The 25,448-nt window shown below is 42.0% G+C and carries 20 protein-coding genes; 1 reads left to right on the top strand and 19 read right to left on the bottom strand.

Annotated features, from left to right (window positions below):
* Window position 1: 1 nt before the first annotated feature.
* The 17 genes from CL667_13825 to CL667_13745 all read right to left on the bottom strand — a co-directional run bounded on the left by CL667_13825 (window position 2) and on the right by CL667_13745 (window position 21,307).
* Entirely contained in the window at window positions 2–283 is a 282-nt protein-coding gene (locus CL667_13825; protein MAL18777.1) for a hypothetical protein, read from the bottom strand.
* A 116-nt stretch (window positions 284–399) separates the two neighbouring features.
* Window positions 400–2,463: a copper-translocating P-type ATPase gene (locus tag CL667_13820; protein MAL18776.1), complete on the bottom strand. Its 2,064-nt coding sequence runs from the start codon at window positions 2,461–2,463 to the stop codon at window positions 400–402.
* 32 nt (window positions 2,464–2,495) lie between these two features.
* On the bottom strand, window positions 2,496–2,933 hold the full coding sequence (locus tag CL667_13815; GenBank protein ID MAL18775.1) for a DUF4440 domain-containing protein: 438 nt from the start codon (window positions 2,931–2,933) through the stop codon (window positions 2,496–2,498).
* Between the two features lie 12 nt (window positions 2,934–2,945).
* On the bottom strand, window positions 2,946–4,013 hold the full coding sequence (locus CL667_13810) for a hypothetical protein (protein ID MAL18774.1): 1,068 nt from the start codon (window positions 4,011–4,013) through the stop codon (window positions 2,946–2,948).
* A gap of 60 nt (window positions 4,014–4,073) precedes the next feature.
* The gene (locus tag CL667_13805) at window positions 4,074–5,540 is read right to left on the bottom strand and encodes a bilirubin oxidase (protein ID MAL18773.1); all 1,467 of its coding nucleotides are present in this window, start codon (window positions 5,538–5,540) and stop codon (window positions 4,074–4,076) included.
* Between the two features lie 39 nt (window positions 5,541–5,579).
* A complete protein-coding gene (locus tag CL667_13800; GenBank protein MAL18772.1) occupies window positions 5,580–5,792 on the bottom strand; it encodes an electron transporter RnfE in 213 nt (70 codons plus the stop codon).
* Window positions 5,793–5,856: 64 nt separating this feature from the next.
* Window positions 5,857–6,333, bottom strand: a complete 477-nt coding sequence (locus CL667_13795; GenBank protein ID MAL18771.1) for a hypothetical protein — start codon at window positions 6,331–6,333, stop codon at window positions 5,857–5,859.
* Between the two features lie 106 nt (window positions 6,334–6,439).
* Window positions 6,440–6,781 carry a transcriptional regulator gene (locus tag CL667_13790; GenBank protein MAL18770.1) on the bottom strand — a complete coding sequence of 114 codons (342 nt, stop codon included), beginning with the start codon at window positions 6,779–6,781 and terminating at the stop codon, window positions 6,440–6,442.
* 25 nt (window positions 6,782–6,806) lie between these two features.
* Window positions 6,807–8,522, bottom strand: a complete 1,716-nt coding sequence (locus CL667_13785) for an efflux transporter periplasmic adaptor subunit (protein MAL18769.1) — start codon at window positions 8,520–8,522, stop codon at window positions 6,807–6,809.
* A gap of 73 nt (window positions 8,523–8,595) precedes the next feature.
* On the bottom strand, window positions 8,596–9,945 hold the full coding sequence (locus tag CL667_13780) for a hypothetical protein (protein ID MAL18768.1): 1,350 nt from the start codon (window positions 9,943–9,945) through the stop codon (window positions 8,596–8,598).
* Window positions 9,942–13,700, bottom strand: a complete 3,759-nt coding sequence (locus CL667_13775) for a cation transporter (GenBank protein ID MAL18767.1) — start codon at window positions 13,698–13,700, stop codon at window positions 9,942–9,944. The genes CL667_13780 and CL667_13775 overlap by 4 nt, the downstream gene beginning before the upstream one ends.
* A gap of 155 nt (window positions 13,701–13,855) precedes the next feature.
* Window positions 13,856–14,197 carry a hypothetical protein gene (locus tag CL667_13770; GenBank protein ID MAL18766.1) on the bottom strand — a complete coding sequence of 114 codons (342 nt, stop codon included), beginning with the start codon at window positions 14,195–14,197 and terminating at the stop codon, window positions 13,856–13,858.
* A 352-nt stretch (window positions 14,198–14,549) separates the two neighbouring features.
* Entirely contained in the window at window positions 14,550–16,199 is a 1,650-nt protein-coding gene (locus CL667_13765) for an altronate hydrolase (GenBank protein MAL18765.1), read from the bottom strand.
* 2 nt (window positions 16,200–16,201) lie between these two features.
* A complete protein-coding gene (locus CL667_13760) occupies window positions 16,202–17,617 on the bottom strand; it encodes an altronate oxidoreductase (GenBank protein ID MAL18764.1) in 1,416 nt (471 codons plus the stop codon).
* A 205-nt stretch (window positions 17,618–17,822) separates the two neighbouring features.
* Window positions 17,823–18,812: a LacI family transcriptional regulator gene (locus tag CL667_13755; GenBank protein MAL18763.1), complete on the bottom strand. Its 990-nt coding sequence runs from the start codon at window positions 18,810–18,812 to the stop codon at window positions 17,823–17,825.
* A gap of 193 nt (window positions 18,813–19,005) precedes the next feature.
* Window positions 19,006–20,424 (bottom strand): glucuronate isomerase, encoded by a 1,419-nt coding sequence (locus CL667_13750; protein MAL18762.1) that lies wholly within the window; start codon window positions 20,422–20,424, stop codon window positions 19,006–19,008.
* Between the two features lie 100 nt (window positions 20,425–20,524).
* Window positions 20,525–21,307, bottom strand: coding sequence for a gluconate 5-dehydrogenase (locus CL667_13745; GenBank protein MAL18761.1), 783 nt, complete (start codon window positions 21,305–21,307; stop codon window positions 20,525–20,527).
* A 486-nt stretch (window positions 21,308–21,793) separates the two neighbouring features.
* On the opposite strand from CL667_13745, the gene CL667_13740 reads away from it, so the two are divergent.
* Window positions 21,794–23,401, top strand: coding sequence for a glycoside hydrolase (locus CL667_13740; protein MAL18760.1), 1,608 nt, complete (start codon window positions 21,794–21,796; stop codon window positions 23,399–23,401).
* 87 nt (window positions 23,402–23,488) lie between these two features.
* On the opposite strand, the gene CL667_13735 is transcribed toward CL667_13740, so the two are convergent.
* Together CL667_13735 and CL667_13730 are read right to left on the bottom strand one after the other, a co-directional pair.
* Window positions 23,489–24,373 (bottom strand): pectin acetylesterase, encoded by an 885-nt coding sequence (locus CL667_13735; GenBank protein MAL18759.1) that lies wholly within the window; start codon window positions 24,371–24,373, stop codon window positions 23,489–23,491.
* A 65-nt stretch (window positions 24,374–24,438) separates the two neighbouring features.
* Window positions 24,439–25,353 (bottom strand): hypothetical protein, encoded by a 915-nt coding sequence (locus CL667_13730; protein MAL18758.1) that lies wholly within the window; start codon window positions 25,351–25,353, stop codon window positions 24,439–24,441.
* Window positions 25,354–25,448 lie beyond the last annotated feature (95 nt).

Raw genomic sequence — 25,448 nt, 5'->3', positions numbered from 1 at the left:
TTCAATTATCAGAATCGTTAAGACTATAATTATACGTGGCAGCGATTATTGCCCCTGTTATCCAGCCTATAATGAAGGTCAGAATAATTCCAAGTAGTGATTCCCACAAAGGAATGTCCATACGAATGATTGATGACGTATCAAAACCGTGCAAGAGGGCGTTAAAAAAGGAAATAGTTCCTTGCTGGCCAAGCACAATCATCAACAAAGCACAGCCCAGGTATAGAATCACGCCTGTTGCGCCAACCGCTATTCCTAATTTCTTAGTGTTTAGTTTTCTCATAGTATCTCCTTTATTCTATTGGTTTGATGTACCTATTTAGTGATTTGAAAATATATAAGTCAGATTCGCAGTTTTAAACCCATCTTTTGATAACCTTAGTTTCCATTTTACATCCTTCAATTTTCGAGCTTCAAGAACCGTGCATTGATAGCTACAATAACAGTACTTAGCGACATGAGTATAGCTCCCACTGCAGGACTTAATATAATGCCCCAGGCGAACAGGACACCAGCGGCAAGAGGAATGGCTCCAATATTATAGCCGGAAGCCCACCACAGGTTTTGCACCATTTTTCTGTAGGTAGATTTTGAGAGCTTGATCAATGCTGTTACATCTTGAGGGTTATCTTTTACCAGTACGATATCACCGGTTTCAACAGCCACATCTGACCCGGCTCCGATAGCAATTCCAACATCAGCCTGAGCTAAAGCGGGGGCATCGTTGACGCCGTCTCCGGTCATGGCCACAAGTTTTCCTTGCCCCTGAACCTCCTTCACCTTATCGGCTTTTTCATCCGGAAGTACTTCAGCAAACACCTGATCAATGCCTAGTTCTCCAGCTACATAATCGGCCGTTTGTTGATTATCGCCCGTCAGCATAATGCACTCAATCCCCATCTTGTGTAATGCATCAATCGCATTCTTAGACGACTCTCGAATTTGATCTCCCAAAGCAATGGCTCCGGTCAATTGATCTCCAATGATCACAAAAACCACCGTTTTTCCCTGGGATGATACTTTTTCAACTTCAGCTGTTGGGTATTCCATTTCCTGGTCCCGAATATATCCGGGGCTTACTACTTTCACCGACTTTCCATTTACCTTGCCTTCAATTCCCTTTCCGGTAATGGAATTAAACTCATCCGGCTCCCAGGTTTCGCCGGCTTTTTCGAGGATTCCTTTTGCAAGTGGATGTTCAGAGTTTTTCTCCAGCGAAGCTGCATATTTAAGTATCTCTTCATCGGAGTGATCATCCCCAAAATTCAGAATATTGGTTACCGTAAAGGTTCCTTCGGTTAGCGTACCGGTTTTATCGAAGATAATGGAATCCAAGTTTCTTGCCTGCTCAAAAGCAGACCGATTGCGTATAAGAAATCCATTGGTCGCAGCAATACTGGTTGAGCGGGAAACCACCAATGGAATGGCCAGACCTAACGCGTGTGGACAGGTAATCACCATGACCGCTACGGTTCGGTTCATCGCAAAGTCAAAGCTTTGTCCCGTAAAAAAGATCCAGGCTCCAAAGGTTATCAGGCCGGCTGTAATAGCAACGATGGTCAACCAAAAAGCAGCCCGATTGGCTAAATCCTGTGTACGAGACTTACTTTCCTGAGCTTCTCTTACCAGGTTAATAACCTGAGATAAGAATGAATCGTCCCCGGTTTTAGAAATTTGTATAGTAAGAGAGCCTTTTTCATTTACAGAACCGCCAATTACCTCATCATCTTTTTGTTTACTAACCGGCTTGGATTCTCCGGTAAGCATGGCTTCATTCACGCTCGATTCCCCTTTAAGAACAATCCCATCGGCTGGCACTTTCTCACCCGGCTTGATGAGGACTTTGTCGCCCTGTTCTAATTCTTCTACCGGGACGTCTTCCGTTGATCCATCCTCATGTACACGATGAGCTTCACCCGGTATCAAAGCAGCTAACTCTTCCAAAGCTGTCGAAGCGCTCATCACAGAACGCATTTCGATCCAGTGTCCCAAAAGCATAATCCCGACCAAAGTTGAAAGCTCCCAGTAGAGCAGGTCTCCTTCAAAGCCAAAGACCACAGCCGTGCTATAGAGGTAGGCGATAGAAATAGCAAGACCGATAAGCGTCATCATACCCGGTTGCTTTTTCTTCAGCTCATCTATCAGTCCTGTTAGAAACGGCCATCCGCCAAAGAAGTAAACGACGGTTGATAACGCAGCTAAAATCCAGCTGTCACCGGTGAATCTCCAGTCCACACCCAGAAAATCCTGGATCATGGGTGATAGGGCCATGATCGGAATCGTGAGTGCAAGCACCCACCAAAATCGAAATTTGAAGTCCTGAACCATCATTTTGTGATGCTCATGATGGGAGTGCCCTTCATGCCCACCGTGATCCTGATTGTGTTCCTGATCTTGGTTATGCTCTTTATTTTGGTGACCATTGTGGTTATGGTCTTCGTGATTGTGATGTTCGTGGTTCATATTCTGCTCTGTTTAGTTAAATCGTTTGTTGCTTATCGGGATGACCAGTGAATAGCGGTAATTTTCCAATCCGAACCTGCCTTTTTTAATACAGCCAGTTCGAGAGAGGTCAGGTCTATTTCTCTTTCGGAATATGTTCCTTTCATGGAGCTAACCGTGCTTACCCATGCTGTATTCCCTTCAATGCTGATTTTTTGAGTTAGTATCTCACGATCCATGGCCTTCAGAAATTTACCATCGGAGTGAAAGTGATGGGAAAGATATTCTTCCTTCGTTTCCATTCCGCTGCCTTCCAGTATCAAGACATCATCAGCCATGACACTCGATGCAGCCTCAGAATCATTTTCAATAATGGCGGTTTTAAAGTTGTCAAGTGCTTCTAATACCTTGGTTTCTTTTTGATTTGTCTGAGCCATCACCGTTCCTGATAAAAACACAAGAACAGCGAATATTTTTATAAGTGATTTCATTGAGATAGTTTTTTAGAGTTGCGTCATTTCAATTTTAGATATGAGTACCGATCCCTGCCCTTGTAATTTTAGCCCTACGTTTCCACTTTCCGGAGCATCTCCGTGGCCGTGAACTTTCATCTCTCTGTTAATATATCCGCGAAAGTGCGTTTCATCTGCCACTACCCGTAGAAATAACAGACCCTCGGTTTCATAGGTGCCTTCTTCGAAAATGGTTGTTTCCCCGTTCTGGATTCTGCCTTGACGAATAATCCCATCCGAATTCAGTGAAACAAAATCATAGTTACTTGCATCCTGCAGGTGATGACTAAGTTCTATTTCTCCATCTAAATCATCCAGATTGAGGTAGTAATCAACTTGTATGTTTTGGTATGATTGATGGGTAACAAATAGACTTGCTTGCCCGGAAGCCTGAAGCTGTAGTAGCGGATTGCCACTTGAAGTGATAGTTGGCTTTAACGCCTGTAAAGAACCTTCCACCCAATGAAAGTTAGTGATTAGATCACTGACTGAATTTGAGTTTATGTCCCAGGTCCAGTCTCCATTGTCTTTCGTAATAAAAGAGGATGGAACAGTAGTACTGTCGGTGACTTCAGATGAGGCTTCTTCTTGTTGTAATAATTGACCGGTTCCCGCTCCATATCCATATACCATTTTACCGCCATACTCAGCCGTTTCATATACCATAAATAATCCCGGTAGCACTGTAATGAATGCAATGATCTTAAAGCTCTTCTTTTCAAAAAGATCAAACCAGTGAAAGGCGATTCTCAATAGAGTGTAAATAACAAAGAACCAAAGTAGATACTCCGCCCAGTCGGCGTGCTCGCTTAAAACAGATTGAGCTTCTGTAGGTAAAAAGACGCTATCTGCAGCTAATGTACCACTGTAATAGGTGACACCGGCGAAAAGTGCTCCTGCTACATAAAGGATGGTATTCTTTGTTTCATCCCACCATTTTTCTTGAAAAAAAAGAGATACAAAATTAGCCAATGCAGCCGTCACTAATAGCGCAATAGGAAAATGAACGATCAGTGGGTGAATGTTGGGAGCCCATTCAGGAGTTAGTAAAGATTCCATAATTAGTTAGTCAAAGTTTTAAATAATTGAGTTCAGAAATTAATTGTTGTGTCCAAAAGGTTATATAATCTCCAGGTTAGCCATCATGCCGTTGTCTTCGTGCTCCAGGTTATGGCAGTGAAAAACGTACAGGCCTTTTGGCGCATTGAAATTCATGATAACCCTAACAGTCTCACCGGGCATAACAAGTACCGTGTCCTTCCAACCTGTTTCGGTAGGCGTTAATCCTCTACTTCCGCTTCTATCAAGAACTTTAAACTGAATGGCATGCACGTGCATGGGGTGAGGTACGTTTGAGTTATTGATAAACTCCCAAATTTCAGTACTTCCTTGCTCTACACGTTCATCGACTCGCTCCATCTCAAACTGACGCCCATTAATGGTATGGCCGTTCATCATTTGCATGTCCAACCGAATGGAGCGGGTGCGATCAGCAGATGAAGCTTCAGGAAAGGTCGATTCAGACAGCTGACCGGGAAGGCCCATCGATTCTTGCTTAGATTCTCCATCGATCCTGAATTCCATAAGATCAAAACTGGTGCCTTGCTCTGGTCCGGAGCTCCCCATCATGTTTTGCATTCCCATCATACCGCCGCCGGAAGGCACATCAAATGGTTTACTGATAAGGTGAATACTATTTTTCTTCACTCCAGAGAAGTCTACCAGTATGTCTGCTCTTTCCCCGGGGGCCATTAATAATTCATTCGTCTCAATAGCTTCCGGCAGAAGGCCTCCATCGGTGCCGATGACCATAAAGGAAAGATCATCTTGAAACGCTACATTATAAATCCGGGCATTTGAGCCATTTAATACTCTTAAGCGATACACACCTGGCTCAACTTCATGGTAAGGAGATGGCGCTCCGTTAACTAAGATTGTATCTCCCAAAAACCCAGTCATCATCCGTTCGGGCATAGACGGGTTATAAATGATCTGCCCAGAGTCACTTACTCTCCGATCCTGAATAACGAGCGGTATCTCGTAGTTACCACTGGGTAAGTTGAGCGCTTTTTCTTCGTCATCCTCAATAATAAAAAAACCTGCTAACCCGCGGTAAACCTGCTCTCCTGTTATTCTGTGAGGATGCGGGTGATACCAATAGGTGCCGGCTCTTTGATTCAGGCTGAATTCATAATCATAGGCTCCTCCTGATATTGCATCTTTGGGATGTCCATCCATTTCGGGGGGAACAATGAGTCCATGCCAGTGAATAATGCTTTCCTGACCTATATTATTAGTAAACTGGATGTTAAGTTCCTGCCCCTTTACATGGCGAATTGTTGGACCGGGAACTGAATTATTAAATTGAAAAGCAGCCAGACTTAACGATTCTGGCATCTCTATTTCTGCAGAAGAGGCAGATAAATTAAACGAAGGATCTGTTATTTGACCCGGAAAAGGCAATCTGTTTCTAAAAGAACCCTGCAACTCATCGTCAGAAAAAGTTAGGCAGGATGTTAACCAAGGTGATAGGGCTAATGCACCAGTTCCAAGACCTACTCTGCGTAAAAATTGTTTTCTTTTCATAATTTTGAAACTATAATGATTGTATTTTTAAATACTTGATCACATCAGATCCTTTTTCCTCTTCTCGAATTCTTCTTGATCAATTTCTCCATCTGCATACCTTCGCTTAAGGATCTCAAGGGGAGTTTCTTTATCAGATTCTTGTTGATTTGTCTTGAATAACGGCCTTACTAAGACAATGACCAAGGCAATGAGTAAGAACCACCAGAAAAACATCATCCAGCCACCTCCAAAAAATTGAAAATCATGCATAATGCTATCATTTATAGTTTTAGAATTCGGGGATGACTTTGAAGTGCATCCCCATTTAATTTTACTAATGATGGTTCATACCTTTATTATCGGTAGAATCTGATTTCATTTTCATTCCCGAATCCATCATGCCTCCCTGCATCATTTGCATACACATCATATGCATGTTCATCATAGATGAGTTATCCATCATATTCATCATTTTAGCGTGATCCATATCTCCATCCATCATAGATTGCATCATTTCCATATGCTTTTTCATGTGTTCTTTCATTTCAGGATTGTTCATCATGGAGTTCATGTTTTCCATCATTTTGGAATGATCCATCTTTTGTGATTTCATCATTCTCTGCATCATCTTGGCTCGCATTTCAGGATTATTCATCATGTGATCCATCATCATGGATTGCATAGATGAGTCCTGCATAATGGTCATCATTTGCTGCTTTTTCTGCTCTATATTTTGTTGCTGGGCCACAGCGGTTACGGTTAGACCTAAACTTATTGCCAGTAACAGTGCGATTGATTTCATCTTTTTCATAATCTTATGGTTTTGTTAATGTTTGCTTTACTTAAAATATCAACTATCTAAGAGGTTAGCTTATTCAATGATGATTAATACTTACCGTTTATTTAGTGTAAGCCTATTATTCTATTACTTTAGATCCTCCCTCACCATCCCTGATCCTAATCATATTCTCAATAGGCATGACAAATATAATTCCATCTCCGCGCGAACCTGTTGAAGCAGTTTGTTGAATGATCTCAATAATAGAATTGACATCTTCGTCTACCGCTGCTATTTCTATTTTCACAACTTTGGAGTGCATCGCCGGGAATTGCAACGAGCCATGTGCATGGTCAGGATCGGTATATTGACCTGCTCCTTCTCCTCTGAATACTGTTATGCAACAATGACCTTCAGAACGTAGCGCTTTATATACTTCTTCAAGCAGCATGGGGCGTATGTATGCTTTTACTAATTTCATAATACCTCCGTTTTTGATTTATACATTAATTCATCTGCTCAACGGTTTCTCCACAGTTGTGCATTTGAGTGCCATAAAAAGGGTTTTCAATATCTTTTTTGTCACTTATCCAGGTGCTTCCACCACCGTACATAGGGCAATATTGCTTGAACAGTGCTCCTTCATATCCTTCTTCTTCAATTCGTGAAATAAGCATTTCTGAAATGGATTTGAACTCGGCTCTGAGCTCTTCAATATCACTGAATGTATCCGTTGAGAACACTCGGACATGTTCTTTAGCCGTTTCAAAATCATCTTTGGACAGTGCTTCCCGAAGTTTCAAGTACTGGGGTACTAATGCCTCAAGGCTTTTATCCATTTCATGATTTGAATGATCTTCAGTTGTATCCATAGTGGATTCATTCATATCGCCGTCGTCCATATTCATTTCACCGTTATTCATGTCCATAGCACCGTGATCATGTGCCCCGCGATTTGCTCCTGAGCCCGGTTCTCTATTCATCATACTGAGTTTATCGCTAAGCTGGGCGGCAGCGTCCACTTTAAATGTGCCGTTTGATACCACACGCTCACCAACTTCCAGTCCAGATTCGATTACATATTCGTTACCAGCCCTTTTGCCTAATACAACTTCCCTTGCTTCAAAAGCAGGAGTTTCAGCTGTGGAAACATCCATAAACACAATGGACCTTTCTCCGGTCCATAGCACGGCACTTCGGGGGACAAGAAGTTGCTGTTTTTGGCCTGATTGAGAAGAAATAACTCCTTCAGCAAACATGCCGGGTTTCATCTCTTTTCTTGGATTATCAACAGTAATACGTATTTCTACTGTTCGGGATTTATCATTTAAAAAAGGCTGGATAAAGCTGACTTCGCCGGTATAAGTGTGCCCAGGAATGGAGCTCACCGTAAAATCAATTTTATCTCCGATTTTTAAATTATTGACTGACGATTCATACGCCTCAAATTCAATCCATACCTCAGAAAGCTTTGCGATCCGGTATAGCATTGAACCTTCCTGAATATGGTCTTCCCGAGAGATATTGATCTCTGATACATAGCCAGATACTGGTGAGAAAAAGTCTAACTCTTCCATCACTTCTCCTGATTGTTCAATCTGGTTTATGGTCTCTTCCGGAAATTCCCAAAGCAATAGCTTTCGCCGGGCAGACTCATATAATCGAGGGTTTTGTTCTTTGAATCGGGCTGTTTCCAAAAGTTCACTCTGTGCCGTAATTAACTCCGAAGAATAAATAGAAACCAGTTTTTGCCCTTTACGAACGTAATCACCGGTATAATCTACATATAACTCCCGAACACGACCGGGGAAGTGAGCCGTCACATTCGATACCAAGTTCTGATTTACAGCCACTTTGCCAGGTAACCGGGTTTCAACCACTGGGACTCCTTTTCTAACCGGAGTGGTTTCAACCTCAGCAAGCGCAAGTGCGGCTTTTGAAAATGTAACAGCATTCGGGTTGAGCGATTCTGAGTTATTGTCATCAAGATCATTAGCCGGAATTAACTCCATTCCACAAATTGGACAATTTCCTGGCTCGCTTTCTCTTATCTGAGGGTGCATACTGCACGTATAAACCACATTGCCTTCCTCATCAGTGTGGGTTTCTGATATATGCTCTTCAAGTGTTTGTGGTTCCGAAGTCCCTCCGAAAAATAGGTAGCCGAGTAAGAGTCCACCCAGTATAAGTCCAGAGTAAATAAGTATGTTTTTTGTTTTCATAGTTGTAAGTATTGAGTTGTGAGATTAGAGTAGTGATTAGTTTTTCTTACTATTCATGGCTCAAATCACACGTCTATTTATTTAGATTAATGTTGTGCTTGCCCGTCAGGTAATCGATGAAAGCCGATGAAACCTGCATATCTACCAAAGCCTGAATACGGCTAAGTTGATAACCCAAAAGCTTGCGCTGCATCCGTAGAATTTCTTCAAAATTGGAACTGTCGGTTGAATAGTTCTGTGTCATAATGCTCAGTGCCTGATTAACCCGTTGAATCTGCTTCTGGTCATACAAGTCAAACCGCCGCCGCGCATCATAATAGTCCCTCAGCGAAGAGGATAAATCTGTTTCCAGCTTGTTCTCTTTGTCTGTTATTTGCGACTGTACTGATTGAATATTCAGCTCTGCTTGTTGAACCTTGGCATTGTATTTATTTCGGAACAGGGGAATTTTGAAACTGGCTCTGGCCATGATGGCATCTTTACCATTATCAGCTAGCGTTGGTACATCTGAGCGTTCTTCGGTGAAGATATAATCCAGGCCTACGCCAAAGGATGGTTTCCCGTCTTTTACTGCCAGCATTTTCATTTCGCGGGCGGAGTCCTCCTGATATTTAAGGCGATTTAATGCCGGGTTTTGTTGAACCAATTTATTCAGTAGTTCCGGCTCGCTTTCTATACTCATTTCAGGAATTAACGTATCCGGCAAGGTGATCACCTGTTCTTGCTCAGCATTCAAAAGCTCATTCACTTTTTGAATTAACACATTCCGATTGTCTTCAAGCAAAGCAATTTGCGTCTTCAGGTCTTCCTGTTCGATTTGTGCCCGTAACACATCCACCTGCGAAGCCTGATCTGTTTCATATCGGCTCAAACTTATCTCCACTAATGAGTTTAGGATGTCGAGGTTTTCGTTGGCAATCTCCAAGCTTTGGTCCAACTCATAAAGTTCAATAAGTGCTTTCTCGGTTTGATAAAACAGTCGATTTCGGGTCTCCTGAAATACTTCGTATTGCGCTTTAGCCTGCGCTTCCGATATTGATCGTTTATCTGAGAGGCTCCCAAACCAGGGAAACATTTGGGTTAGTGAAATCCTTGCTTTTTGTGGTCCCAATCTGGTTTCAATCGGACTGATGAAATAGGCAAAAGCAACTTCCGGATCGGGCAAAGTACCAACAATAGGACTTTCTTCAAGAGCTGATAGATAGTGCTGATATTCAGCCTTCAACTCGGGATTATTCTTAGCTGCTTGTTGTTGGTATTCTGCAATAGTTTGAGCTTGCACGGTAAAAGGCAGTGCAATTATGCCAAGTAATACAATTAATAGCAGAGCGTGCAGATGTTTCGCAAAGAGTGCTGAAGACTTTCTTCCCATCCTGCTCAATATTGGATATTCAATGTTCCTTAATCGATTTTCTTCTTTCATGACAATTCTTTTTTCATTTTAAATTCTTTCCACATGTAATAAAGGACCGGTATAACCAGTAATGTGATGATTTGCAGGAACATGCCACCTACACTCGGGATTGCCATAGGCACCATAATATCCGAGCCTCGGCCTGTGGATGTTAGGACGGGTAACAAAGCAAGGATGGTGGTGGCTGTCGTCATGAGTGTCGGGCGAATTCTGCGTGTACTTGCCTCTATCACTACTTCTCGTAATTCGGCCGATGTCTTCGGCTTCTTGCGATCGAACAATTGGTCGAGATAGGTTGCCATCACTACGCCTCCGTCAGCTGCAATTCCAAATAAGGCGATGAAACCTACCCAAACGGCCACACTTAAGTTCACGGTTCCCATTTGAAACAGATCCCGAAGATTTTGACCAAACAGATCAAAATTCAGAAACCATCCTTGACCGTAAAGCCAGACGAGCAGGAATCCCCCCGCCCAAGCCACAAAAATGCTACTGAAGATCATGGATGTAGTAGCCACAGACCGAAATTGGAAATACATGATCAGGAAGATAATGACCAGCGCAATAGGCAGAATAACGCTTAGCCGTTTCTCAGCTCGGACCTGATTCTCATAGTTGCCCGCGAATTCAAAATTGATACCTGCGGGAACCGCTATGTTACCGGAGTTCACACTTTCTTCAATAGCACGTCTGGCATTTTCTACCACTTCAATTTCAGCAAAGCCATCTAACTTATCGAAGATTACATAACCCACCAGGAACGTATCTTCGCTTTTGATGGCTTGTGGTCCTTGGTGGTATTTGATCTCAGCCAGTTGTGAAAGAGGTACTTGAACACCCGTTTTGGTGGGAACCAAAAGTTCATTTAAAGCCTCAGGGTTATCTCTTAACTCACGTGCAAAACGAACACGAATGGGGTATCGCTCGCGCCCTTCAACGGAGGTTGAGACTGCCATCCCACCCACACCCATCGACATAAATTGCTGCACGTCTTGAACGGATAACCCGTAGCGGGCTAACTGTTCCCGGTTCCAATGAACTTCCAAATAGGGTTTACCAACAATACGTTCCGCAAATACCGATGAAGCTTTTACGCCTTCAGCATTCTTCAGGACATCTTCTAATTGTAAACCAAAATTTTCAATTTCTTGAAGATCACTTCCCTTTACTTTGACCCCCATAGGGGCTCTCATGCCAGATTGTAGCATCACCAATCGTGTTTCAATGGGTTGAAGTTTTGGTGCCGAGGTAGTTCCGGGAATCCGTGCGACAGCTACAATTTCATCCCAGATATCATCCGGGGAGTGAATATGATCGCGCCACTGGCGATAATACTCACCGTTTTCATCCGGGATCAGTTCTCCATCTTCATCTCTTACAAACTCCCCTGAATCATTGACCTCGAATCGCATCCGCCGGCCATTTTCATCCGTTTTGTATTCCGATTTATATTGAATCACATTTTCGAACATGGAGATAGGTGCCGGGTCCAAAGCTGATTCAGCCCGGCCCATTTTTCCAACGACCATTTCAACTTCCGGTATGGAGTTAACAGACAGGTCAATTTTACGCATCACGTCTTCTGCCTCTTCTACACCGGCGTGAGGCATCGTAGTAGGCATCAAAAGGAAAGCTCCTTCATCCAGGGCAGGCATAAATTCTTCACCCAGTCCTGGAAAAGCTTCGGACGCTGAAGTCCAAACGGATGTTTCGCTTATATCAACCCCGACCGTATTAAAGCTTTTGGCTACAAACCCAAAGGTAGTTGCAAAGCCCAGCCAAATTACCACCCCAAAAATCACGAAAAAGGATGGAAGGGTTAGAAAAATCTTTTTATGATCCAGGCACCAACTAATAATGGGTTGATAATATTTGATGATGAGCCAGAAGGTGGCAAGAATAAGGGCGATCACTAAAACGATAAAAAACAAATTACCTGCAAAAGAGACCGATGGCCCAAAAGGAAGCCAGTATTCCGTAAGTAGCCAGGTTACTACCACTACAGAAAGTACGTTGTTGAGAATTGGAATTCGTTTGTGATATTCTTCGCCTAAAAAGAATCCCACGCCATTGATGAGTCCGAAGCCCATGATCAACAGACCACCCCAGCCTGAAACAGTCAACATGGCAATGAATCCTCCGATCACCAGCAAACCGTTCCAACTAAGTTTTAATTTCTTATTATTGATCTTCAGCCCGAAGAACCAATGGGCAAATGGTGGGATAAGTGTGATTGTAATGATGATGGAAGCAATCAGCGCGAAGGTTTTAGTGTAAGCCAGTGGTTTGAATAGTTTCCCTTCGGCAGCGATCATCGTAAAGACCGGGAGAAAACTCACAATGGTGGTAGTTATGGCCGTCAATACAGCCCCGGCTACTTCTACAGTAGCATTGTATATAACTTCCAGAAGTGATTCATCTTCCTCCATTTCTTCCAAATGCCGGAGCATATTCTCAGAAAGAATGACTCCCATATCCACAATGGTACCAATGGCAATAGCGATCCCGGAAAGGGCCACAATGTTAGCATCCACCCCAAAATACTTCATAGCAATGAAGGTCATGAGTACAGCGATGGGGAGCATTGCAGAAATTAGCACCGAAGTTCGCAGATTCAGTACCATTATAACGATCACGATAATGGTAATCAGTATTTGAAGCGTGAGGGCTTCTTCGAGCGTCCCCAAGGTTTCAGAGATCAGCGTAGAGCGATCATAAAATGGTACAATGGTGACTTGAGATTCGGTTCCGTCTTCAAGGGTTTTTACAGGCAGGCCGGCAGAAATCTCTTTGATCTGTGCTTTTATATTATCAATTACCTGCTGGGGATTTGCACCTTGCCGGGCTACGACTACTCCACCAACGGCTTCTGCTCCAGCCTTATCCAACACACCTCTTCGTGGAGCCGGCCCCATACTTACGAAGGCAACGTCCTGAATTCGAATGGGCGTATTATCCACTACTTTAACCACAGCAGATTCCAAATCTTCCAGGTTTTCTATGTACCCAATTCCCCGAACCAGGTATTCCACGTTATTCATTTCAATAGTTCGGGCACCGGTCTCAGCATTGGTTTTCCGAACCGCATCAATCACTTCAGGTAGAGTAACCCCATACGTTTTTAGTTTGTTTGGGTCGATGTCGATCTGGTACTCTTTTACATACCCTCCAATGGAGGCGACTTCTGCCACACCTTGAGCTCCTGATAGCCCGTATTTCACATAAAAGTCTTGTATAGACCGTAACTCCTGGGGGTCCCATCCACCTGCTGGCTCTCCACTTTGATCCCTGCCTTCCAGCGTGTACCAAAATATCTGTCCTAATCCGGTAGCATCAGGACCAAGGGCGGGCTTTGCAGTTTGAGGGATAGTGCCGGCAGGAAGCGAGTTTAGTTTTTCAAGGATACGGGAGCGACTCCAATAATAATCCACATCCTCTTCGAAAATGATGTAAATGATGGAAAGACCGGTCATGGAATTACTTCGAACGGTTTTGATACCAGGCACAGTCAGTAACTGAGTGGTCAAAGGATAGGTAACCTGGTCTTCTATATCTTGAGGTGATTGTCCTTCCCAGTCAGTGTAAACGATCTGTTGGTTCTCCCCAAGGTTGGGAATAGCATCCACAGGAACACGATCCCGAGGAAGAAAGTCAAGATTCCAATTAAAGGGAGCTACTGCAAGTCCCCAGCCTACTAAGACTAGCAAGAATAGTACAGCAACAAGCTTATTTTCCAGGAAAAACCGGATGGTTTTATTTAGCATGAGTTTATTATTGATGAATCGGTACAATTAAAAAAGCAGTCATCTCTCGATAGATATCTGAGACCTTGAAGCCTATTTTTTAAAATAGATAGTACAAGAATCAAGGTTCCTGACGTTACAGGAATGACTTTAGTGGAGAAAAGATATACCGATCCCTAAATCAGAAAGGACTCGTTGGCTAAAAAGATGGGAGGTTGTGAATAGGAATCCGAAATAAGAATAGCGTGGTTATCGGATTCTGGTTGATTTATGTGAGCTTCAGAAATTATCGCAGTCAGATTAAGAACAGGTAATTTACTTTTTTGAAATACCTGCGATTCCGTTTTTAGCGGTGCCTGATCGATACTGCAAGCACAGGCAAAACCAAAATCATGCATTCCCGCGTCCATTACTGATTCAGCTGCAGATTGGTCCTGATGCTGATCTTCCATGGGGCAGTCGTCATGTCCCGCCATCATGGTTATAGGCATTTGATGGTCAGTGTGCTTAACCTCCATTGAATCGCATTCTTCCATCGATTTTGCATGGAGTCCCACAGGTACAGCAATCCCGACAAGGATGCTTAAACTGAGAAATGAAGCAATTACACGGTATGTGGCTGAAAATTTCACGTTTGTATAATACTAATATCTAAGCTCTACTAAAATACCAAACATAATTATGCACACCTTTTAGGTAATTCGATAAAATGGGGCAACTGTTATACTGGCTGAGGTGAAGGCTGGAGTATACCTCTCTTCAAATTATTTTATGAAAAACTACAGTGAGCACTTTAAGAAGAGCCTGAAAGGATTCTTAACCTCCTATTCCAATCTCTTAAAATATTTAAAATCGTTTCCGCTTTCAGAGTTAAAGCGAAATACCTCGCTTCCAAGGAATGAAGTCATACTGTTCCAATTCCATAGATTTGGCAGGTTTGCGACCGCTTGCCGTTTCTATGATGTGATCCAGAATCTGCTCTCCCATTTCCTCAATGGTCTTATCCCCCGTAATCACCTGACCCGTATCTATATCAATAATATCAGGCATTTTTTCTGCCAGGTGAGAGTTAGAAGAAAGCTTTAGGACGGGTGCAATCGGGTTTCCTGTAGGGGTTCCTAGTCCGGTTGTGAATAGAATAACGTTTGCCCCTGAACCTGCAAGTCCGGTTGTAGATTCTACATCATTGCCGGGCGTGCAAAGTAAATTCAGTCCGGGTTTGGTTGCGTACTCTGTATAATCAAGCACGTCCATCACGGGAGAAGTCCCTCCTTTCTTAGCTGCACCAGCTGATTTCATCGCGTCCGTAATCAACCCGTCTTTAATATTTCCGGGGGAAGGATTCATATCAAAACCAGAGCCTGAGTCTATGGCTGACTGCTCATATCTGCGCATAATGTCAACAAATTTCTCGGCATGCTCGTCTTTGTCCATCCGGTTTATCAATTCCTGTTCTACGCCACACAACTCGGGAAATTCGCTAAGAATAGCCTTACCACCTAGGGCAACCAATAAATCACTGGTATATCCAATCGCTGGGTTGGCTGATATCCCTGAAAATCCATCAGATCCACCACATTCCAGCCCAATGGTAAGCTTACTTAATGGAGCCGGTTTACGTTCAATCTGATTGGCTTTAACCAACTCCATAAAGGTTTTCGAAATAGAATTTGTAATCAGATCTTTTTCGGTTCCCGTTGCTTGTTGGTCAAGAATAACGACCGGTTTCTTGAGGTCGGGATTCACAGCTTTTAGCGCATCCCTAAACATACTGATCTGGGCATTCTGGCAACCCAAACTTAGCACCGTAGCTCCTGCCACATTAGGGTTGTTAATATATCCGGAAAGAAGGCGGCATAGTGTTTCAGAGTCCTGACGAATGCCTCCACAACCTCCCTGATGAGTTAAAAAACGAATTCCATCTATGTTATCGAAAACTCGCTTTTTCGTTGGTTGGGGCGACTCTGAAACTTCAAATTCAATAGCACCACCGTTGAGGTTGTTATTCTCATAGCGCTCCACCAACGTGTTTACCATCCCTACATAAGGGTCCTCTTTTTCGAACCCAAGAGCTTTGTTAAAAGCCTTTTTGATAGTTTCAATATTCCGGTTTTCACAAAAAACGAGTGGAAAAACCAACCAGTAATTAGCCGTTCCAACCTGTCCATCTTCACGATGGTAGCCATCAAAAGTAACATCTTTCCATTTAGATACATCCGGCTTAGACCAACTTGCTTTCTCTCGGTTTTCTATGCTGAACGTGTCTGATTTGTGGGTCAGGTTTTCCGTAGTAATCGCTTCACCAGTCTTTATTGCCTCCTGAGCTACTCCAACTGTGACATTGTACATGTGAATTTCATCACCCTTGTCAAAGTCTTTCAAGGCGAACTTATGTTTCGACTTGATGTACTCCTTCACCGTAACTTCCTGACCATTCACCGTCACCTTAGTTCCACCAGGGATCTCAGTTAAAGCTACTGCTACATCATCTTTTTGGTGAATTGTGATTGCTTCCGTCATTCTTAAATATTTTGTATCGCTTTTAACATTTCTGTAGAATTGATAGATGTATAATACTTGAGAACTAAATCTCTCATACCATCTACCTCCGTCAAATCCTGATCCCACATCGACTCTTTGCTGAGTACTTCTTCTACCAACTCTTCTTCTGAGAGGTCCTGACGCTCACTAAAAAATTGAAGGAATTCTGCATCATCCCGAAGCTGATCATGTCTTTCTTTGTAGAGTTTTATCAAGCAAGCAAGAGCGAAAACCAGTCGCTTTGGCAGCTCCCCTTTTATTTTGAGATAATCCAGCACTGTAGGCAACACTCTTACCTTATACTTTGAAACTGAGTTGAGTGAAATATCAATGAGCTCATGCCGAATAAACGGATTCTTAAATCGCCCTTTTATTTCCTTGGCAAACTCTTTGGGATCTCCCCCAGGGATTTGGATAGTTGGGACAATTTCTTCAAACATAATTTCCTGCATAACTTCTCCAACTACCTCATGATCAATGGCTTCTGCAACCGTCTCCAATCCTGAAAGGAGCCCTATTTGAACCATAGATGTATGGGCCCCATTCAAGATCCTTACTTTCTGAGTTCGGTATGGAGTGATATCATCCACAAATTTCACATTCAACCCTGCTTTCTCTGCTGGAAAGATATCTTGTAAAGACTTTGGAGCCTGAACTACAAAAAGGTGGAAAGCTTCTGATTTAACAACCAGGTTATCATCGTATCCAATGCGTTCTTTAATTTCTTCAATTTCATCTTTTGGATAACCAGGCACAATCCGGTCAACCAATGTATTAGCAAAGTTGGTATGCTCGGTTATCCAGCTTTTAAACTCATCACTCAAATCCCAAAGTTCAATGTATTTTAGTATACATTGCTTGAGGTTATCACCGTTACTTTCAATAAGCTCGCAGGGTAAAACCGAAACGGCTTTGTCAGCTGAGCCTCCAAAATGATCAAAGCGGTGCTTAAGCAACTGCGTTAACTTTCCTGGGAAGGTCACCGCCAGTTCATTATCACCAGGTTTGTCGCTTTCTTTAAATTCAATCCCTGCTTCTGTGGTGTTTGAAACAATTAAATCTACCTCAGGCTGTTCGGCAAGATTAAAGAAAGCATCCTGCTCCTCAAAAGGATTGACTGCAGAGGTTATACATTCAATTTTGCGAATTTCATCAATCGTTTGATCCCCCTCAATTCCCTGTCTCAGATGATGATATAGTCCATCTTGTTCTTTCAAAACACTGACCATACCGTGTTCTATGGGTTGAACAATTGCAACTCCACCATTGTAGTCTGTTTCCTTATTAAAGATGTCAATCATCCAGTCAATGAAGGCCCTCAAAAAGTTCCCCTCACCAAACTGAATTACTTTTAGAGGCTTTTCGATTTCACTCTTATCTCTGCTGAGGCTTTTCATAAATACTGGGTATTTTTACTCTTTTAAGTAATCGGTTAAGTAGATGCGTATTGTAAAGGAAAAGCAGGTCTAATTCAATCAAAAAGTGCAAATAAAGCCGATTTAAGTTGTTAAGTAAAATTTTCTGAAATTGTACTAACTAATTTGGTGGTATCGGCTGATTAGCATAAAAATAGCACTATATACCCGTTATTTGCCGTCATTCTTAAATAGATATCTTGCAAGCTAATTCGGTCAAAACGGGGGTACTTGTCCCTTCCTCATTTATCTCAGAAAGTAACTGCTTCACTGCGCGTCTACCTAACGATTTTGTAGGCTGATCAATACAGGTAAAAGGTGAAGTCAGATATTTATTAAAATCACTTTTGCCAAAGCTTAGAATTTTTACTGTTTTAGGATCAATGTCATGCTCATTCATGTATTTTAATGCTCCCAAACCCACTGGATAGGTTACAGTAAACACGGCTTCCGGCACTCCGCTAGATTCGACTAATCTCTTGAAGCTATTGTAGCCAGCCTCTTCGTTATATCCTCCTTCAATAATAGCGTCAGGGTTAATCTCTATACCTGCTTCCTTCATAGCATCTTCATAGCCTAATCTACGATTTCGACCAATATCTACAGAATCAAAACCTGATAAGTGAGCAATATTAGTGCAACCCTGTTCTATTAAATAGGTAACTCCCTGCCGTGCACTGTTTCTATCTTCGGCTTTTATATAGCTAAAGCCTGAATCATTAAATCCCCGATCAAAGAATACCAGATTAATACCCATATCTTTAACCACCTCAAATCGTTCTAGATCTTTGGTCTGCTCGGTCGTGGATATAAGCAAGCCATCTACCCTCATCTGTAACATAGTTTCAATATGAATTTTCTCCAGTTTCTCATCCTCCAAAGAAACACCAATAATTACCTCATAGCCATGATCAAAAGCTGTTTTGTAAATGGATTCAACTACTGAAGCGAAAAAGTAATGGGCTATTTTTGGGATGATTAACCCTATAGTTTTCGATTTTGAGGACGTCAAAGAACGGGCAACCAAATTTGGCCGATACTTCATCTTCTTAGCCATCTCTTTGACTTTTATCCGTGTTCCTTCGGATATATCAGGATGGTCACGAAGAGCCTTAGAGATACTGACTTTCGTCAGATTTAATTCATCGGCAATATCCTGCAGAGTAACATTTTTCATTTCATAGGATTTAGTTCTGAGCTAATATATACCCACATAAAGAAGCTCGATACATTTATACTATCTGGTTATGGTACAAATTTAATAAATTCAAAACATTCATAACCCGCTGTAATTTATATGATAAGCCAACTTCACACTTGACTTCTACTATAAGTTACACCTCTAATTCAAATTGACTAAGACTATACTTCTAGGTTGCCTTAAAACCAAAGAAAGTATTAGCATTTTTAAAACTGATATCCTTCGCCATATTTCCAACTAAGTCAAAGTTGGACGGCAATAAGCCTTTCTCAATATCATCACCAAGCACATTGCATAAAACTCGCCGGTAATATTCATGTCGAGGAAACGAAAGAAAGCTTCTGGAGTCTGTAGTCATCCCAATAAGCTGACTCAAAACTCCCATATTTGACAGTGACTCGATGTGAGCTTCAATTCCATCCTTTTGGTCGAGAAACCACCATGGCGGACCATGCTGCAATTTTCCAGCTACCGAACCATCCTGGAAATTTCCAATCATAGTCGACATTAATTCATTATCTCTGGGATTGCTATTGTACAGTATCACTTTAGGAAGTTGATCTTCAGAATCCAACCTGTTTAAAAGATGTGCTAAAGGTTGTGCAAGATCAAAATCACCAATAGAATCAAATCCGGTGTCGCGGCCTAATTCTTTCATCATCCGGGAATTATTATTCCGGATGGCTCCAACATGAAGTTGATAGACCCATCCTTTCTTCGCATCCATCACACCGCAGTGATACAAAAAGGCAGATTTAAATTTTCGAGTTTCTTCTTCTGTTGGTGACTCTCCTCCCAATACCTTCTCGAAAATCGAAGCAATTTCTTTGTCGGTAAAGTCATCAGAATAAGGTCTGTCGGTACCATGATCGGAAGCACGGCATCCCATTTCATCAAAGAAGTCATGACGTTGCTGAAGAGCTTCCAGAAAATCATCGAAGCTCGAAATACTTACTCCGGTCACATCTGACAGTTTTTCAACCCAGCTCAGCCATTCCTTTCCATTTTCAATTTCCATTCCCCGATCAGGCCGGAAAGTAGGAACCATTTTAAAGGCATCTTCACCCTCATCTCTTAACTGAGTATGAAATTCTAATTTATCCGTTGGATCATCCGTTGTTGCTACAACCTTCACATTATTTTGCTTAAGTAACCCACGGGTAGAAAATTCTGGAGACTGAAGCATTTCATTACATTTATCCCAAATTTTCTCAGCAGAATCTCCGTCTAACAATTGTTCAGTAATACCAAACGGATTCTTGAGTTCCATATGAGTCCAGTGGTACAAGGGATTTTTCAATGTTTTAGGAACGGTTTCAGCCCACTTCAAAAACTTCTCTTTATCGGATGCGGAACCGGTAATAAACTTCTCATCTACCCCACAGGTACGCATTGCTCTCCACTTATAATGGTCACCATCGAGCCAGATCTTTGTGATATTTTCAAAGTTCTTATTCTCTGCTATTTCCTGAGGTGGTAAATGGCAGTGATAATCAATAATAGGCTGATCAGCAGAATAGTTATGATAGAGCTTTTTTGCTGCTTCCGATTGAAGTAAAAAATCCTGATGTATAAATGGTTTTTTCATAGGTCAGTTTGTTTTTAAGCTACTTTAGACGTCTCGAATTTTTTTTAAATATTTATGAGCCACTATCACACGAATAGTGACGCAGATTCTATTACTGATTTTAGATTGTTGTTGCGGTGAAGCCTCCATCAACGGTCACCATAGACCCGGTCACAAAAGAGGAAGCATTTTTTGAAGCCAGCCATACCACGGCTCCCGAAAGTTCTTCTGCTTCACCAAATCGGTCCATAGGAGTGTGACCAAATATAGACTCCGTTCGTTCTTCCGTAAGAATTTCCCTGTTTTGTTCTGCTGGGAAGAATCCGGGGATAATAGCATTAACCCTGATATCATGCGGGGCCCATTCGCGAGCTAAGAAGCGAGTCATATTATTCATTCCAGCTTTCGAAATGCTATATGTAAATACCTTAGAAAGAGGGATATCTGAAGATGCAGAAGAGATATTAATGATACTTCCCCCCTCACCCCTCTCAATCATATGTTCACCTACAATACGACTCGTCAGAAATGCGCCTTTCAAATTAATATCAAGTATTTTATTCCATTCTTCTTCGGTGATATCCATAATAGGCGTAGTGGAATTAACTCCCGGAGCATTCACTAAAATATCTATGTGCCCCCATTCATCAATCACTTTCGAAATAGCTGACTTTATTGAGTCCTCGCTAATGGCATTTATCTGACATGCCATTGCTGTTCCACCAGCGCTTTCAATACGGGAAATTTGTTCGGTAGCTCCTTCCTTATTGCCGGCATACGATACTGCAACTTTGGCCCCTGCCTGGGAAAGGGCGAATGACATTTCTCCCCCTAGTTCTCCACTTCCCCCAACAACAACTGCTACCTTACCTTTGAGTGAGAAAAGCTTTTCTATATAGTTCATTATTATCTTTATCTATTTTAAAATGATCATTCAATTCGGCTATAAAAAACCAACTGAAGGTAAGTAATTGAAAAGGGATTATTTTGTATTCGTTAAGCTGGTATGGGATTCCTTTAAAATAACTTTTGAGATCTGACAATAACGCATAATACTTAAACAGCTGTTCGTTATTAATGATCTGACCTCATTTCTTATCATCCTTAAATTACAGCAAGTGTTGAAGCAGCTCCGAAAGTAAATGTAAACCTTAATCCTGAAGCAATGGATTTAGCACCCCACTTTCAGTATTTGATTAACATCCACTTTTTGACTCCAACGGTTGCAAAACCGCTTTTTAATATATATAATTTAACCGGTAACTTAAAATTGGTTTAAATGATTAATCCAGTCTTATAATCTGATATTTCTTCAACCAAAAATGGCTCTTGGATACTTGATGAAGACATTACCTGAAGTCCAAAACCATTTAACCTAAAAGTCCTAACCATGCCCAACGTATTTACTATGAGTTATACCCACGCATTAAAAGAAGCTTTAACAAAAGTATCTATACTTTTACTTCTCATTATATTTCCAGCAACGGCCTTTGCTCAGATGGGAGAAAAACCTGAGAATATTGCGCCAATGGATGCACCTTTCGAAATGGCTGAATTGGAGCGCCCGGAAATACCTGATCAGGTATTTGACATTCGGGATTATGGCGCTCAGACTATGGATGAATCTTCAGACTTCAAAAATACGGATGCCATCCATCGGGCTGTTGAGGCTGCAGCGGAAGCTGGTGGCGGGCAAATTCTCATTCCAAAGGGAAAATGGCTTACAGGTCCTATTCACCTTAAAAGTAATATGGATCTTCACTTAGCTGAAGGGTCAGAAGTATTATTCAGTACTGATAAAGAAGATTATTTGCCGGTTGTAAGGCAGCGCCATGAAGGTGTAGAAGCCTACAACTACTCTCCTATGATCTATGCATACAAAGTGAAGAACGTATCGATCACGGGAACAGGGCTTCTAAATGCTCAGGCTGATCACTGGTGGGAATGGTATGAAGAGCATGGTACTCCACCCCGAGCTGCGGCCTCAAAAGTACCTTTATCCAGGCGAGACTTTGGAAAGGGTTCAGGAATGGAAGGTATGCGTCCCAGTTTTGTTGTTTTTTGGGAGTCCGAGGATATTTTAATTGAAGATATCTCAATGCTTGACTCTCCTATGTGGAATTTGCATATGATCTATAGCAAGCGAATTATTATTCGTGGAGTAAATATCAATAGTCTTAAAGCTCCAAATGGGGATGGTGTAGTTCTTGATTCCTCACAGGATGTACTTGTTGAGTATAATCATTTTGAAACGGGCGATGATGCCGTTGTGCTCAAATCCGGGCTCAATGAAGAGGCATTGGAAATCAACATTCCTACACAAAACGTAGTAGTTAGAAATTTTGAAGCCCGAAGAGTTCGCACAGGAAGTGGAGGCGTTGTATTTGGAAGTGAAACATCGGGAGGAATCCGAAATGTTTATGTCCACAATGCCCTTTTTGATGGAAGTGACCGAGGCATTCGATTTAAAACCGAACGTGGACGTGGTAATGTCGTCGAAAACATCTTCATCGAAAATATAAAGATGCGAAATATCACGTATCAGGCTATAAACTTTAATACGTTTTATACAGGCCCTGGAGTTACAGGTCCTTCTCCTCTAATGAGAAACGTCCATATTAAAGATGTGGAAATTGACGGTGTACCAACTGCGATTGAACTTGTAGGTCTTCCAGAAAAATGGCTCGAAAATATTCACCTCGAAAACATCAACGTCATTAATTCTGAAAAAGGAGCTCGAATAACGCGTGTTAAGGGACTGAAGATGACGAATGTAACCATTAACTCTGAAGAGCAAGCGATGATTGCTGAAGATGTATATGAAATATTCCTTAATAACCTGACTCTAAATGATGGAGTTTCAGGAAAGCCTTTTACTCTTCAAGGACGTCATACCGGAGCAATTTTCACAGATGACTTCCCTAATAATCAAATTGAATTTAAGGATGGCTTAACGAAAGATATCGTTAAAGAATCGCCAGAGGTTCAGGCCTGGTAAACTGTTTCCCATAGTAGATCCAAGCCTCAGGTGCTTAAATGTGCCTGAGGCTTTTTTGTGTGATTTGAATTCTGAATGAATACAATTTCACTCTATAAAACCCGATTCCTTAAGCCATGCCTCACATAAATCCGACCACATTTGTGTTGAACCGGGGTTTCCTACAAGCCCAATGCTGTGTCCTCCTTGCGGAAAGATATGCAGGCTGGAAGCCGTATTCCCGTGCTGTAGCAACGCTTCGTAAAAAATGATGCTGTTCATCGGGTGAACCGATTCATCATTTGCGGCGTGTCCCAGAAAAGCCGGTGGTGTATCCTTATCAACCTGCAGCTCTGTTGAATATTTGTTTATGAGTTGGGGTGACGGGTTTTCGCCCAAAAGGTTCATCCTACTCCCCTCATGCGCATACTCACCAAATGTAATTACCGGAGAAATCATCACCATAAAATCTGGCCGGTAAGAATATTGATCGAGTGAGTCACCAAAAGCGGAAACATCTTCATGAAAGGTACCGATAGTGGATGCCAGATGACCTCCAGCTGAGGTCCCCATCACTCCAATTTTGTCAGGATCGATTCCAAGCTCTTCGGCCATTGAACGTACTAATCGCATTGCTCTTTGAGCATCTTGTAAAGGAGCAATTTCTCGCTTAACCAGGTCGGGTGAAAGAGGTAACCGGTAGTTAACCACAAAGCTGTGGACACCGAGCGTATTGAACCACTTAGCCAGCTGAAAGCCGCCTAGATCATACGTTAAATGATGGTAGCCTCCACTGGGAAAAATCAAAACGGCCGCTCCACTATTTTCTTCTTTTGCGGGATGAAAGCTATACATCTCCGGATATTTATTGAGATATATGCGGTCGTTCTTCACACTATCCTGAATAGATAATCCTTTTGAGTTTGGAAGTTCATCTTCAGGCCAAAGTGAAACGGATTGTTGAGCTTGAAGAGAACCAGAATGAAGAGAAATACCTGTGGTAAATAGTATAGTTAGAAGTAGTCTGGTCGCTTTCACATCAGGCAAAGTTTAAGGTTTTAATTAGAGCGTATCGCCAGGTTATGAAAGTCACTGGCAGAAATTCGAGTAAATCCATTACCCTCTGGTAGCTCGCTGATTTGTCCCTCATCGTTTCGCTCCCACCCCCAGGCTACTAATGAACCATCCTCTTTAAGTGCTATGCTATGGGAATAACCCGCTGAAATAGATGTAAAACCGTTTTCGGTTGGTGTTGAACTTACTTCTTTTTTTAGGTCCCAGCCCCATGCCGCAATGCTTCCATCTTTTCTGAGTGCAAGGCTATGACGGGCTCCTGCTGAAATTGCGGTATAATTTTTATCCGTTGGCGTATCATCAACTGAACCAAACATGTCGTCTCCCCAAGCTACTACCGTTCCGTCACCCTTAAGAGCTAAGTTGTGGTAGGTACCTGCAGAAATAGCCACAAAATCATTTCCTTCAGGAGTATCACTTATTAAGCCATTTGTATTCCATCCCCATGCATGTATACTTCCATCTTCATGTAAGGCAAGGCTATGGTTACCGCCTGCTGAAACTGCTACAAATCCATTTCTTTTGGGTATGGTACCCCTTGCATATTCTTCATTTATCGAATAATCCCATCCCCAGCTAACAACGGTGCCTTCTTCAGTCAAAGCAACGCTATGATTGCTTCCGGCTGCTACATCTGTGAAATTTTTAGTTTTTGGAGCTTTTGAAACTTGACCATCACCGTCTGATCCCCAAGCATAAATGCTTCCATCTTTTTTTAGGGCAACGCTATGCAAGTATCCGGCTGAAATATCTATAAAGTCTTCTCCAGATGGAGTTTTAGAAACCTGTTCACTTCTATCCCCACCCCATGATACCAGGTGACCACCAGTGAAGACTCCAGAAAGAACTAAAGTAACAATAACGGGTAGTAGTAAATAAAACCGATAATCTAATTTCATGAGAAGATGTGTGATTTTTATTATTAAAATAATATGTGTTACTAAAAAAAACCCGTATAGCTTTTTCGAACTATACGGGTGATCTTTTTAGAATT

Source organism: Balneola sp., assembly GCA_002694685.1.
GTDB lineage: Bacteria > Bacteroidota > Rhodothermia > Balneolales > Balneolaceae > Gracilimonas.
Note: the sequence above shows the minus strand (reverse complement) of the source record. Positions and strands in the feature narration are given on the sequence as shown.

Excerpts from the sequence above, each read along its gene's own strand:
- CL667_13795 (MAL18771.1), bottom strand. The coding sequence starts at position 6,333 with ATGAAAAAGATGAAATCAATCGCACTGTTACTGGCAATAAGTTTAGGT.
- CL667_13770 (MAL18766.1), bottom strand. The coding sequence starts at position 14,197 with ATGGAGGTTAAGCACACTGACCATCAAATGCCTATAACCATGATGGCG.
- CL667_13805 (MAL18773.1), bottom strand. The coding sequence starts at position 5,540 with ATGAAAAGAAAACAATTTTTACGCAGAGTAGGTCTTGGAACTGGTGCA.
- CL667_13760 (MAL18764.1), bottom strand. The coding sequence starts at position 17,617 with ATGAAAAGCCTCAGCAGAGATAAGAGTGAAATCGAAAAGCCTCTAAAA.
- CL667_13730 (MAL18758.1), bottom strand. The coding sequence starts at position 25,353 with ATGAAATTAGATTATCGGTTTTATTTACTACTACCCGTTATTGTTACT.
- CL667_13810 (MAL18774.1), bottom strand. The coding sequence starts at position 4,013 with ATGGAATCTTTACTAACTCCTGAATGGGCTCCCAACATTCACCCACTG.
- CL667_13775 (MAL18767.1), bottom strand. The coding sequence starts at position 13,700 with ATGCTAAATAAAACCATCCGGTTTTTCCTGGAAAATAAGCTTGTTGCT.
- CL667_13765 (MAL18765.1), bottom strand. The coding sequence starts at position 16,199 with ATGACGGAAGCAATCACAATTCACCAAAAAGATGATGTAGCAGTAGCT.
- CL667_13800 (MAL18772.1), bottom strand. The coding sequence starts at position 5,792 with ATGCATGATTTTCAATTTTTTGGAGGTGGCTGGATGATGTTTTTCTGG.
- CL667_13825 (MAL18777.1), bottom strand. The coding sequence starts at position 283 with ATGAGAAAACTAAACACTAAGAAATTAGGAATAGCGGTTGGCGCAACA.
- CL667_13790 (MAL18770.1), bottom strand. The coding sequence starts at position 6,781 with ATGAAATTAGTAAAAGCATACATACGCCCCATGCTGCTTGAAGAAGTA.
- CL667_13755 (MAL18763.1), bottom strand. The coding sequence starts at position 18,812 with ATGAAAAATGTTACTCTGCAGGATATTGCCGATGAATTAAATCTGACG.
- CL667_13785 (MAL18769.1), bottom strand. The coding sequence starts at position 8,522 with ATGAAAACAAAAAACATACTTATTTACTCTGGACTTATACTGGGTGGA.
- CL667_13815 (MAL18775.1), bottom strand. The coding sequence starts at position 2,933 with ATGAAATCACTTATAAAAATATTCGCTGTTCTTGTGTTTTTATCAGGA.
- CL667_13750 (MAL18762.1), bottom strand. The coding sequence starts at position 20,424 with ATGAAAAAACCATTTATACATCAGGATTTTTTACTTCAATCGGAAGCA.
- CL667_13780 (MAL18768.1), bottom strand. The coding sequence starts at position 9,945 with ATGAAAGAAGAAAATCGATTAAGGAACATTGAATATCCAATATTGAGC.
- CL667_13745 (MAL18761.1), bottom strand. The coding sequence starts at position 21,307 with ATGAACTATATAGAAAAGCTTTTCTCACTCAAAGGTAAGGTAGCAGTT.
- CL667_13820 (MAL18776.1), bottom strand. The coding sequence starts at position 2,463 with ATGAACCACGAACATCACAATCACGAAGACCATAACCACAATGGTCAC.
- CL667_13740 (MAL18760.1), top strand. The coding sequence starts at position 21,794 with ATGCCCAACGTATTTACTATGAGTTATACCCACGCATTAAAAGAAGCT.